Origin of the sequence: Paenibacillus sp. FSL H7-0357, from assembly GCF_000758525.1 — a bacterium.
Lineage (GTDB): Bacteria > Bacillota > Bacilli > Paenibacillales > Paenibacillaceae > Paenibacillus_AQ.
The window spans coordinates 5,458,376-5,470,718 of the sequence record NZ_CP009241.1 but is presented as its reverse complement, the minus strand read 5'-3'; the positions used below and the strand labels follow the sequence as shown (position 1 = coordinate 5,470,718).

At 50.5% G+C, this 12,343-nt stretch carries 9 protein-coding genes; 6 read left to right on the top strand and 3 right to left on the bottom strand.

The features are described 5' to 3' along the window. Window positions 1-27: 27 nt before the first annotated feature. Genes H70357_RS24215 through H70357_RS24205 form a run of 3 tightly spaced genes read right to left on the bottom strand, consistent with a single transcriptional unit; the run spans window position 28 to window position 4,382 of the window. Window positions 28-1,326 carry an ABC transporter substrate-binding protein gene (locus tag H70357_RS24215; protein ID WP_052092223.1) on the bottom strand — a complete coding sequence of 433 codons (1,299 nt, stop codon included), beginning with the start codon at window positions 1,324-1,326 and terminating at the stop codon, window positions 28-30. A 17-nt stretch (window positions 1,327-1,343) separates the two neighbouring features. After that, complete coding sequence (locus H70357_RS24210) at window positions 1,344-2,594, bottom strand: response regulator (RefSeq protein ID WP_038594957.1); 1,251 nt, start codon at window positions 2,592-2,594, stop codon at window positions 1,344-1,346. Continuing rightward, on the bottom strand, window positions 2,595-4,382 hold the full coding sequence (locus H70357_RS24205) for a sensor histidine kinase (protein ID WP_038594956.1): 1,788 nt from the start codon (window positions 4,380-4,382) through the stop codon (window positions 2,595-2,597). It lies immediately after the preceding gene. A gap of 323 nt (window positions 4,383-4,705) precedes the next feature. On the opposite strand from H70357_RS24205, the gene H70357_RS24200 reads away from it, so the two are divergent. The 6 genes from H70357_RS24200 (at window position 4,706) to H70357_RS24175 (ending at window position 12,298) form a co-directional block, all read left to right on the top strand. Beyond that, window positions 4,706-6,907, top strand: coding sequence for a copper amine oxidase N-terminal domain-containing protein (locus H70357_RS24200; protein WP_038594955.1), 2,202 nt, complete (start codon window positions 4,706-4,708; stop codon window positions 6,905-6,907). Window positions 6,908-7,144: 237 nt separating this feature from the next. Next, window positions 7,145-7,606: a Fur family transcriptional regulator gene (locus H70357_RS24195; RefSeq protein WP_038600332.1), complete on the top strand. Its 462-nt coding sequence runs from the start codon at window positions 7,145-7,147 to the stop codon at window positions 7,604-7,606. Between the two features lie 2 nt (window positions 7,607-7,608). Further along, entirely contained in the window at window positions 7,609-7,872 is a 264-nt protein-coding gene (yidD, locus tag H70357_RS24190; RefSeq protein WP_038594954.1) for a membrane protein insertion efficiency factor YidD, read from the top strand. Window positions 7,873-8,230: 358 nt separating this feature from the next. Next, window positions 8,231-10,246 carry a methionine--tRNA ligase gene (metG, locus tag H70357_RS24185; RefSeq protein ID WP_038594953.1) on the top strand — a complete coding sequence of 672 codons (2,016 nt, stop codon included), beginning with the start codon at window positions 8,231-8,233 and terminating at the stop codon, window positions 10,244-10,246. 260 nt (window positions 10,247-10,506) lie between these two features. Beyond that, window positions 10,507-11,514: a metal ABC transporter solute-binding protein, Zn/Mn family gene (locus tag H70357_RS24180; RefSeq protein ID WP_038594952.1), complete on the top strand. Its 1,008-nt coding sequence runs from the start codon at window positions 10,507-10,509 to the stop codon at window positions 11,512-11,514. Window positions 11,515-11,548: 34 nt separating this feature from the next. Further along, window positions 11,549-12,298, top strand: a complete 750-nt coding sequence (locus H70357_RS24175; protein WP_038594951.1) for a metal ABC transporter ATP-binding protein — start codon at window positions 11,549-11,551, stop codon at window positions 12,296-12,298. The last annotated feature ends 45 nt before the right edge of the window (window positions 12,299-12,343 follow it).

Genomic DNA, 12,343 nt, shown 5'->3' with positions numbered 1-12,343 from the left:
AAAGCCTCTTTGCCGGTCCGGGTGCTGCTAGCGGAAGCCGGCATCAATCTTCTTCGCATTCTGGACAGCATAGGTCCAGGCAGTGTCAGGATCAAGCTCACGAAGCTCGACACGGGTCAGGAATTCCAGCATGTTTTCTTCAATTGCGGTATGGTGCGGGCCGTAATAGGTTGGCTGGATGCGCAAGGCGGACTCGGAATAGATCAGCCCCGGCTGGGCGTTGCCGAAATAAGGATCGTGCTGATCCTTAATCTCCGGCGCTTCATAAATTTCCGGTGTTGAAGGGAAATTTCCTTGCGCTTTGAAGACGGCAAGCTGCTGCTGGGGGGAGGTCAGCCACTTAATCAGAGCGAAGGCTTCTTCGGGATGTTTGCCGCTCTTCGGTAAGGTCAGCACAGAACCTCCCCGGTTAGCGCTATTTCCTGGAATCAGCGTCATATTCCACAGGCCGCTGGCTGTGGGCGAGCTGCTCTTGATATGTCCGACCATCCAGGCCGGACAGAGCATAACAGCAAAATCCCCGGTCAGCAGCTCTATTCCCCACTGCTGCGTATCTATGGCTGTATGTGCGGATAGATCAAGCCGGTGAGCCTCGATCGCATACTCCCAGGCCCGCTTAATCTGCGGATTGTCCTCAACCAGCAATTCTCCGGAAGGACTGTAATATTGCAGCGGAGATTGGCGCTGAATGGCCAGATACAGATCCTCCAGATTGTTGACGAAGGCTTTGCCCGTCTTTTCTTTGATGATTTTGCCTGTCTCAATAAATTGCTCCCAGGTTCCAATTCTTTCAGCCACTGCCTCCGCTGTGTTCGGAAGTCCGGCAATCGAAAAAATATCCTGACGGTATAACAGGGCGTAGGGGCCAATATCCGTTGGCAGGCCGTAGATGAAAGCTCCGTTCAGTGCTTCCTGCCACTTCCACGCCAGAAACTGCTTCTCCAGCTCTGCTGCACCATATTGACTCAAATCATAGAAATATTCGGGGAATTGCTTAAACTGATCCAGATAGCTGATATCAATAGAAGCAATGTCCGGGGAGCTGTAGCCCGCAGCAAATGAAGTCTGCAGCTTGAGGGGGAGCTGGGTGAAGGTAGAAATCTGGATATGTATATCAAGCTCCGGATGCAGCGCCTGATATTGTCCGATCAGCGGTTCCAGACCCGATCCCGGTATTAGCCAAATATTCAGCTCAACCGGCGGGTCCGGCTCAACAAAACCTTCCTGCTGGGATGCGATGCGGCATCCTCCGGTAGATACAAGCAGCCCCAAGGCCAGTAGGAAGGCCGGCAGTTTGAAGGCCGGTGTTATCGGGTTTGCAGACAAGAAGTTCCACCTCAACTTTATTTATTGTGCTTCTGGTAATCCTGTGGCGTCACACCCATTGTTTTTTTGAAGATAAGGCTGAAATAGGCAGGATCTCTGAATCCGACGAGATCGCTGACTTCATAAACCTTCAAGGTGACATCTTCCAGCAGCTCTGTTGCTTTCTGGATGCGGAGCCGGGTCAGAAAGCTGGAGAAGCATTCACCCATATCCTCCTTAAAGATGCGGCCCAGGTAGGTGGGATTCATGTAAAGCTCATCAGCAATCATCTTCAGGGTGAGATTCTCCTGCAGTCTTGATCTCATCGCCTCAGTCATCAGGGAGATGATTCTGCGTTTGGCTTTAACCTGCAGCTGTTCCTCCAATTGTGCGGAAGATGAACTCCGGCTGCCGTCACTGCGGGAAATATCAGGTGAGGCGTTCTCTTTCTTAACCTGCCGCAAGGCTTCGAGGCTCTCACGGTAAGCAGGTGTAATTTCTTCCAGCGTCCGGTGGAACTTGGATATTCCAGCCCCAAATGAATATTTCAGCAGGTTCTTCAGCTTCTCCAGCCCTTTCAGCGCCAACGCTTCATTCACGTTCTCAAGATCTTCGGATTCCTGTGCATAGAACAACAGGAAGATCGCTTCCTGCTCATCCTGAATCCCAACCGTGTAGGTATGCTGGTTGAACAACTCCTCGAGAATATTGATTGCTGCAGAATACATCGCTTGCTCTGACCAGCTTTGCGGGAGGGTATCTCCGCGGAGCGATATTGTGACGACAACCAGCGAATGGAAGGAGGGGAGGAGATTAGTTTCAAAAAAAGGCAGCGGCAGTCCGTAAAGCAGGTCGGACAGCAGCTTTTTCTGCAAATGCTTATTACGCAGCTGCAGCAGCTGTTCCTGCTGCTTCTTTAGCTGCAGCCGTTCAGATGTTGCCGATACAACGCCCAGAATGCTTTCAACCGAATTCGGTTTCACAAGATACTCTCTTACCCCATAGCGGATCGCCTGGCGGGCGTATGTGAAATCCTGGTAGCCGGTTAAGAGTACCGTCTCGGTATCAGGATAACCTTCGTGAATATGTCTGGCGAGCTCCAAGCCATCCATTCCCGGCATACGGATATCCGAGATCACGAGATCAACCGCATGCTCCTGCAAGATACGGACAGCTTCAATTCCGTTTTCTGCCGAGCTTACCTTGCTGGAGGGTGAATCCTCGCTTTCCAGCAGCTCTAACAAGGAGCGGCGGACAAAACTTTCATCATCGACGATTAGCACATGCATTTACGTGCTTCCCCCTTTGTGGTCCTGATCATATTGCAGAGGAACAGTCACCCTGACAAGCAGACCGCCCAGTTCACTTTCTGACAGCTTGAGGCCATACTCCTGGCCATAAATCAATTTGATGCGGTTATGCAGATTGGAGAGCCCGATCCCGGTATGCAGCAGATTTACCGGGCTGTTATTCTCTGTGGAGAGTGCTTCTATCATCCGCTCCCCGGTCATTCCTTCTCCGTTGTCTTCTACGGTAATGACTAAAGACGAGCCTTCACTGTAGACCAGCACCCGTATCAGCCAATAATCGCGGACTGCAGGCTCCAGGCCATGGGTAATGGCATTCTCAATTAGAGGCTGAAGAGTAAGCTTCATAATCTGGCAAAGCCTGACCTCTGGAATTACGGTGAGCTCAACCCGGAGCTTCTCTTCATAACGCAATTTCTGCAGATAGATAAAGCGGTCAAGCTGCTGCAGGTCTTCCTCGACCGTAACGAATTCAGAGCCCCGGTCGATGCTGTAACGGAGCAGGTCGCTTAACGCCAGCACCATCTGTGCTTCTTCGCGCAGCCGTTTACCCGCCAGAGACCAGTAGATGGTGTTCAATGTGTTGTAGAGAAAATGAGGCCGGAATTGTGCCTTAAGGGCTACGATCTGCGCCTGCTTCTCACTGATCCGCTTATCTGCAAGATCGGCGATGGTATGATCCAGGTTCTGAAGCATGGAATTATAGCTTGAATAGAGAATATCCATCTCCTTGTTCATCGTTCTTTTCAAAAGCGGCAGTGTCGTTCCCCGTTCTACCTTGTTCAGCTTGAAAGCCAGGATTCGGATGGGCCTCGACAGCGTCCAGGAAAAAAAGAAGGTGAAGAGCAAGGCAGCCGCGATGCCGAACAAGCCGATAAGCAGGATATTCCGCCGGATGGAGTTCAAATCTTTCACTGCTTCCTTCGCATCTATATAAGCATAGACACTCCACTGGTTGTAGGCAGAGTGGGCGTAGGAGATAAACATATTCCGTGAGGCTACCTTCTGCTGAATGACTTGCGCTTTCCCGCTGCTGAATTTCTCGACCATTCCGCTCTCCATGTACATCCCGATGTCCTTCGGATCAGTCGAATAGACGATGGTGTTGAACGAATCGGAGATCTGAATCTTCTCGTGGGGGCCGAGCTGAAACTGGTTGACCGCATTGTCTATAACTGCTACTGGAAGAACAAGGAACAGGGTTCCCAGCGGCTGCAGATCATCATAGTTAATGATTTGGCGTGCGCCCATCAGTACCGGAATGTTGCCATTCTGCCAGACATCGGCGCCGAACCAGACCATTTTCCCCCGGTTCTCCCCGATTGCCGGATACCAGTAGGCGCTGTGAATTTCCTGTTCCCGCTCCCAAAGCACCTTAAGCGAGCTGGTATTGGAGTAGACCTGTCTATCGTATAGACTGAAAAGTTTAAGCTGCACATCGTAATTAATGGAACGTGTATGCTGGTCAATGAAATGATTAATCTCCCGTCCGTCGGTCCGCGGTCTGCGGTTGCCTGCGACATCTTTAAGGTTATTCTGGATGATTGGGCTGAGCATGATTGTAGAGGATAATCTGTCATGGTCCAACAGGATGGCGTCCATCTTGCCCTGAAGCTGCTTGACCGATTCCAGAAGGTACTGATTGGAGCGGCTCTGTACAGCTTCTGAGGAGGAGCGGTAGGACCAAAAAATGGTGACAGCAACAATGGCGATAATGATAAGCGAGAAGCCGGAAATCAGTTGGGTCAGAATCGAACTTTTTTTGGACAAAGGCATCACCCGCTGCGTTAATTCTATAATGCAATCATTGTAGCAAAGGTAAATAAAGGAGAATATAACAAAACGCAGCAACCTCGGTTTTTTTATTAAAAAATCATATTTTTACAGGTTGAAAATGGATTTTGATCTTTCTTTACATTTAATGAAACTTTTAAGGGCTTACTGCGTCTAATACTATGTTTTGTAAAAAGCATGTGGCAAAATTTTGCCTGCCGTCCTTTCAGGGCGTCATGCGTTTTGCGGGGAATATAAGGATTACAGAGAGAGAACTGCAGGCCTTATATACTACAACTGGGAGTAGAAGGAGTCATATCATGAATCTTAAGAAATTATCATTAGCTGCTGTATTGGCCATCACACAGGTTGCCGCAGCGGTACCGGTTTTCGCCGCACCCGTCAGCACCACTTCACCGAGCAACGTGAGCACCGCGGAGGCGACACCAACACCAACACCAACACCGTCCGCTTCATCTGTACCCCTATCTACTGACCCGTCGTCAGGCGGATTGTTGGACGGTACAGCATCACCGACTCCGTCTGCAGAGCCTACGGAAACACCGCTGCCGCCAGCAACGGTTACCGATCAAACGTACATGCAGACGAACAGTATGGATCCGCAAATGCTCTCCGCTACAGGCGATGACCAGCTGGTGCTGATGTTGAACAGCAACAAAATGTACGTAAACGGTGTGTTATATTTGGCCAATCAGCCGATGGCAGTCAAGAACGGCGTGTCCTACGTCTCTATCCGGGCGATGGTGGAACGTGTAGGACTGCAGGTTACTTATGATTCCAAGGCTAAGGAAACCGTAGTTACAAAAGGCAGCGATGTAATGCGCTTTAAGCTAAACAGCAAAACCTATACAGTCAATGGCAAGAAGTCCACAATGAAGGGTGCAACCTACCAGTACAAAGGAACGTTTATGATTCCTTTGACCTCCATTACATCGGCACTGAAATTAAATTATGTATTGGATACTGTTCAGAAACGTGTAATTCTTACGCTTTCCACAAAGCCTAAGGCTTCTTTTACCGTTCAGCCTACCGAAATTTATGCCGGTCAAACCATGGTCAACTTTGTGACCTCCAGCAGTTCACCGAATAATACGCCTATCGTTAGTGATCTATGGGGTGGAGACAAGCGGGACTACTATGATGAACCCGGTATTTATACCGTTACCTATTCCGTTGTGGATGCCAATGGACGCACGAGTGATCCGTACACTGCGACCATCAATGTTCTGAAGCCGAATGAAGCTCCGGTGGCAAATTTCGTCACGGACAAGGAACAGTACAAAATGGGTGAACCCATCACTTATACGGATAACAGCAGTGATCCGGACGGCGATACGATTACAGTAACATGGACCAATAAAGCCCAGGCGTTCTTTACACCCGGTGCAAAGGTCATCAGCCTGACTGCTACGGATTCCCATGGAGCCGTCAATACGTTTGAGAAAACAGTTATTATTACGGAAGAACAGCTGTACAATGAAGAGGATTTTAACCGCCTGTTCGCAGTACCCGGTACAGCATTCAAATTTGACGGCACTCCGGTCCCTACTTGGCCGAATCTAAAATACGACACGTCTTCCGAGCCGTTTACTCTGATCCGCAGCAACAGCCCGGAAACGGTGTTCAGCGAGGGTGTTCTGTACCGTGAAACGGCTACAGGCGCAACACGTTTCCTGATTCACCATAAGAATAATTTGTCGATCAACACCAAGGTATATGTGATTGCCACCAATGACAATATGTATCCTGTGACAATTACAACCCAATATTCCGGATTTGGTGGTCCTAGCTCATTTGCAGAGCTAACCGGACAGAAATCTGTAACACGGTACTGGGAATCGATGCTGAACGGCAGCTCGTACAAGCAAACGGTAATCCAGCCAGGACAAAGCGTATCGATTCTTACAGAACTAAATACTATAGCCATGAAGCCAAATGATAACGTCTCGATGCAGGCTGATTTGTACAGTGATTTAGCGGTTACCTATTCCGTGATGATGATTGATGCGAATAAAGAGCCGATTTCTTCACTGCCTTTAACGCCTATCTTGCCGCGTGACGGAGTCCATAATCGTGGAACCTATCCGGATTCTACTCGTCTCATTAACGTTTCGGATTTGGTGGGAACTACTCCAGCCAGACTCGTGATCGGCGACAATAACAATGATCCGAACTTGCTCGGCCTCGATGCCCTGACAGGTCTCCAGGAAACCAATCTGGGGAACTTCGGTGTTCTGTACAAAATCAGGCTGGAGCGGGTAGCGGCCAATACGCTGATTACCTTTAACCCGCGTGGAGGAAACTATATGGGCACTGTTCTTGTTAACGGCAATCAAGTCGTGCAGGTGCCAAACGAGAAAAGTCTGGGAAGTTCCGATTTGAACAGCGTTGTGTACCGGACCGGTGATTATGAAGGTCCAGTAGAGATCCAGTTTACTCCGGCTTCCGGCAGTAACTTGTCGATCAACTTCCTGTTCACACCACTTCCTCCGAAGAAATAAACAGGGAAGTACTTAAGTAATACTGGAATGTCCGGCAACGGACATTCCAGTCTACAAAAAAAGGCTGCCGCTTCCGTCATGGAAGGGCAGCTTTTTTTGTGGCAAATATAGGGGGATTAGGCCTGAAGTCTTCCAGCAAGCGAGTCTTGGGTGGCCCGTTTCATTGACGGGGCATTTGTTTTGGGGCATTATAAAGAGAGTGCAATACAAATGACCTATGTTATGGGAGATGAGCGAATGCTGTCGACAGAACAAATACTGGAAGCCATGTCGGGGCAGGGACTGCGAATCACCGATCAGCGCAAAACGCTTGCCAAGTTATTCGGCGAGAATACGGGATATTTGTCGGCGAAGGATGTTTATGAGCATATGGGCCGCAAGTACAGCGGGCTCAGCTTTGATACAGTTTACCGCAACCTGCGTGTCATGGAGGAACTGGGTGTGCTGGAGCAGGTGGTCTTTGAGGATGGCGTCAAGTTCAAAGGCAGCTGCAATCAGGATCATCACCATCACCATATGATTTGCCTTCAATGCATGAAGACTTACCCGATTCATTTCTGCCCGATGAATTTAACGGATACTCCGGATCAGTTCCGGGTGGTCAAGCATAAATTTGAGGTGTTCGGTTACTGCAAGGATTGTGAACAGAACCGTGAAGAAGAGACGGCACTTGCGGCGCACAGCAAAGAAGGGCACTGATTATGCCTATTATACGCAGAACGATCCAGGCCCCAATCCGCGTGTACCGCAAATTTATTTCGCCGCTTAAACCGGCGACCTGCCGCTTCTATCCGACTTGCTCAGCCTACGCGCTGGAAGCAATCGAAATCCATGGCCCGCTCAAGGGTTCGTGGCTTGCCGCGAAGCGAATTGGCAGATGCCATCCCTTCCATCCCGGGGGACTGGACCCGGTACCGCCGCGCAAAGAACACTCTGCCGGGGACGAAGCTGCTCCCACGACTTGACATGATGCCTGCATTGTGGGTATATTTTGGATAATAACATCAATTTCCGAGGAACGGATGAGTAGATCGGGACGTCCATTACAGAGAGCCGGGAACAGCTGGGAGCCGGTATGGTACGCAGGATTGAATATGGTCCGGGAGGAACTGTGTTCGAGCTGGAGCCGGATTGTTGCGGCTTAAGTAAGATAACAGCGTGTTCCAGCGTTAATGGACAGTTCCGCAAGGGAACTGGCGAAGCCTGTGTTCTGTGAAGAACCAGGGAACTTTGGGTGGTATCGCGTGAGTATACTCTCGCCCCATAAAGGGGCGGGAGTTTTTTGTGTTTATTGTGTTTGCCAAGACGAAAGGATGACATGAAATGAGCGATAAGAAAACTTTTTACCTGACTACGCCGATTTATTATCCGAGTGACAAGCTGCATATCGGGCATGCTTACTCTACGGTAGCTGGAGATGCTATGGCCCGCTACAAGCGCCTGCGCGGCTATGAGGTCCGTTATCTTACCGGTACGGATGAGCATGGGCAGAAGATTGAACGAAAGGCTGCTGAAGCCGGCAAGACCCCTCAGCAGTTCGTTGACGATATTGTCGTCGGCATTAAGGATCTGTGGCGCAAGCTGGATATTTCCAACGATGACTTCATCCGCACGACGGAAGAACGGCACAAGAAAGTGGTGCAGGATATCTTTGACCGCCTGCTGAAGCAGGGCGACATCTACAAAGGTGAATATGAAGGTTGGTACAGCATTCCGGATGAGACCTTCTACACCGAAACTCAGCTGGTGGATATCGAGCGGGACGCAAACGGTGCCATCACCGGCGGTAAAAGCCCGGACAGCGGCCACCCTGTCGAATTGGTCAAGGAAGCAAGCTATTTCTTCCGCATGAGCAAATATGCTGACCGTCTGCTGAAGTATTATGAAGAGAATCCGGAGTTTATCCTGCCGGAATCACGCAAGAACGAAATGATCAACAATTTCATCAAGCCCGGGCTGGAGGACCTTGCGGTCTCCCGTACAACCTTTGATTGGGGCGTTAAGGTCAAGGGCGACGAGAAGCATGTCGTGTATGTATGGATTGATGCATTGACGAACTATATCACAGCGCTTGGCTATGGCTCCGAGGACCGCAGCTTGTATGACAAGTTCTGGCCTGCGGATGTGCACATTGTCGGCAAGGAAATCGTGCGTTTCCATACGATCTACTGGCCGATCATCCTGATGGCGCTGGGCGAGCCGCTTCCGAAGAAAGTGTTCGCACACGGCTGGCTATTGATGAAAGACGGCAAAATGTCCAAATCCAAGGGTAATGTAGTGGATCCGGTCACGCTGATCGACCGCTACGGATTGGATGCGCTGCGTTACTATCTGCTGCGTGAAGTGGCATTTGGCTCGGATGGTACCTTTACGCCTGAAAGCTTTGTAGACCGGATCAACTATGATCTGGCCAATGACCTCGGCAATCTGCTGAACCGGACCGGGGCGATGGTTGAGAAATATTTTGGCGGCGAACTTCCGGCTTACGAAGGCAAGGTAACGGCGTTCGACGGCGAGCTTGAAGCGGCTGCGGGCAGCACCTATGCCAAAGTTGAAGAAGCGATGGAAAAAATGGAGTTCTCCGTGGCGCTTACCGCGATCGGGGCATTCATCAGCCGTACGAATAAATACATTGATGAGACCCAGCCTTGGGTGCTCGCGAAGGATGAGAGCAGAACCGGCGAGCTGGCTTCCGTCATGAGACATCTTGTGGAGGGCCTGCGCACCGCTTCGATTCTATTGCAGCCGTTCCTGACCAGCGCACCGGCGAAGATCTGGGAGCAGCTCGGCATTCAGCCGGGTGAGCTGACAGCCTGGGACAGCGGCAAAACCTTCGGCCTCATTCCAGCCGGAACGAAGCTGGCCAAAGGCGATCCAATCTTCCCGCGCCTCGATGTTGCTGTAGAGGTTGCCTACATCGCCGAAGCGATGGGTGCCGGCAAACCGGCGGCAGCAGAAGCGGAACCTGCAAGCGCTGAAAGCGGCGCAGCAGCTGAGCCGGAGGAAGAGCATAAGGAAGAAATCGGCATCGACGATTTTGCCAAAGCCGAACTGCGCGTGGCCCAGGTCATCGCCGCTGAGCCGGTGAAGAAGGCAGACAAGCTGTTGAAGCTGCAGCTTGATCTCGGTTATGAGCAGCGTCAGGTGGTGTCCGGGATTGCCAAGTTCTACACTCCAGAGGAGCTGGTGGGACAAAAGGTAATCTGCATCGTCAACCTGAAGCCGGTGAAGCTGCGCGGCGAGCTGTCGCAAGGCATGATCCTGGCCGCCTCCAAAGGCGACAAGCTGACGATCGCAACCGTACCGGACAGCATGCCAAACGGTGCAATTGTGAAGTAAACAGACTGTACCAGAACAAATAACGGGTCCAAATGGGCAAATCCCACTGACCCGCCGAACGACTGCAAGGGAACGCACGTAAGCCAGCAATGGCTGCGGGCGTTCCTTTTTGTTATGGATACAAGGGATACACAAAGCTTCGAAGCTGTAATTGACGCTGGCAGCGGAACGTTCGAGAGAACATGAGAGTTGACTTATCGTAACCATTACTATTATAATTCTCATAGTAAAATTTACGATTTAAGGAGTCGATAGTAATTATGTCTTTAACAAAACCACACAGAGGGCTGCTGCTGGTGCTTGCTCTGCTGGTAATCCTAACGCTTGCGGCCTGCGGTCCCAAGAGCAGCGGGAGTATCGTTGAGGGTAAAGTGAATGTAGTCACTACTTTTTATCCTATATATGAATTTGCCAAAGAAATTGGCGGGGAAGATGCCAATGTCATCAATCTGCTTCCGGTGGGTGTGGAGCCTCATGATTGGACCCCGCGCAGCCAGGATATCATCAATACTTCCAAAGCCCAGCTGTTTCTGTACAATGGTGCCGGACTTGAGGGCTGGGTGCCAAACTTCCTCAAAAGCCTCAACAGCGACAGTAAAGCCAAGGCTGTTGAAGTCAGCAAAGGCGTCGATTATATTATGACAGATGAAGAAGACGGGCATGATCATGGAGGCGAGGAACATGCGCATGAAGGTGAGGAACATGCGGATGAAGAGCATTCCGAAGAAACAGGCACCGACAGCCTGCATACAGATCCCCATACCTGGGTAAGTCCAAAATCCGCGCTTGTGATGGCTGAGAACATTAAAGAGAGCCTCCAGTCCGTCGATCCTGAGCATAAATCCGGTTATGAGGAACGTTATAACAAGCTTGCAGAGCGCTTGCAGGCGCTGGACAGCAAGTTTACGACAGAGCTTGCCAAGCTGCCGAATAAAGAAATCGTCGTGTCCCACCAGGCGTTTGCTTATCTCGCGCGTGATTATGGCTTGAAACAACATGCTATCATGGGCTTGTCCCCGGATGCGGAACCACGCGGGCAGGATTTGCTGGATCTGGCGGCTTTGGTAAAAGAGGAAGGCATCCGTTATATCTTCTTCGAGGAGCTGGTTTCCGACAAGCTGGCCAAAACCCTGGCTGGTGAAGCCGGTGTGGAGACGATGGTGCTAAATCCGGTTGAGGGACTTACCACCGAACAGGACAAGAATGGAGACAACTATTTCACATTAATGGAGAAAAATTTGCAAAATCTAATTCTGGCTTTACAATAGTAAGGAAAGTATAAGTGAAAGGCGGTACTTCACAATGCAATCGGTATCCTTGGACTGCCATCAGCATATGATCGAGATACAGGATCTTTCCTTCTCTTACGGAGAGCAGAAGGTGATTTCCAATCTGAATTACACCGTTAAGGAACGGGACTTCCTGGGAATTATCGGTTCCAACGGCGCCGGCAAAACAACCTTGCTGAAGATGATCGTCGGGCTCCTGCCCGCAACCAGCGGGGATATTAAATTATTCGGCCAGTCTGTCCGCAAGTTTAAGGATTGGGAGCGCATCGGCTATGTCCCGCAAAAGAATGCGTTCAACCCCTTGTTTCCGGCAACGGTCCGTGAAGTCGTGCTGTCCGGCTTGTACAACAATAAGAATCTGATCCGCAGAGTGTCCAAAGCGCAGCAGCGCCAGTGTGAGGACGCCCTTGAGGTAATGCGGATTCAGGATATCGCTGAGAAAAGAGTTGGCCAGCTGTCCGGCGGTCAACAGCAGCGTGTATTCCTGGCCCGTGCGCTGATCAACCATCCGGATTTGCTCATTTTGGACGAACCTACCGTCGGTATTGATGCCGAAACGCAAGCCGGGTTTTTCGACCTCATTATGCATATGCACGCCCATCATCATATGACTTTCCTGATGGTTTCGCATGACATCGACATGATCAAAAATTATCTGGGGCAGGAGCCGGTACAGAAAAACGGCAAAATCAATTTCTACTGCCGCCACTCTCATGACGTCCAGGATTGCGCCGTGGAGAACCTGCAGCATACACTTAGCTGATCCGGGGCTGTCACAATACACTTATTACTCCAAACCAGTTGCTGA

Coding starts and splice junctions, on each gene's coding strand:
- H70357_RS24210 (WP_038594957.1), bottom strand. CDS start 2,594: ATGCATGTGCTAATCGTCGATGATGAAAGTTTTGTCCGCCGCTCCTTG.
- H70357_RS24200 (WP_038594955.1), top strand. CDS start 4,706: ATGAATCTTAAGAAATTATCATTAGCTGCTGTATTGGCCATCACACAG.
- H70357_RS24195 (WP_038600332.1), top strand. CDS start 7,145: ATGCTGTCGACAGAACAAATACTGGAAGCCATGTCGGGGCAGGGACTG.
- yidD (WP_038594954.1), top strand. CDS start 7,609: ATGCCTATTATACGCAGAACGATCCAGGCCCCAATCCGCGTGTACCGC.
- metG (WP_038594953.1), top strand. CDS start 8,231: ATGAGCGATAAGAAAACTTTTTACCTGACTACGCCGATTTATTATCCG.
- H70357_RS24180 (WP_038594952.1), top strand. CDS start 10,507: ATGTCTTTAACAAAACCACACAGAGGGCTGCTGCTGGTGCTTGCTCTG.
- H70357_RS24175 (WP_038594951.1), top strand. CDS start 11,549: ATGCAATCGGTATCCTTGGACTGCCATCAGCATATGATCGAGATACAG.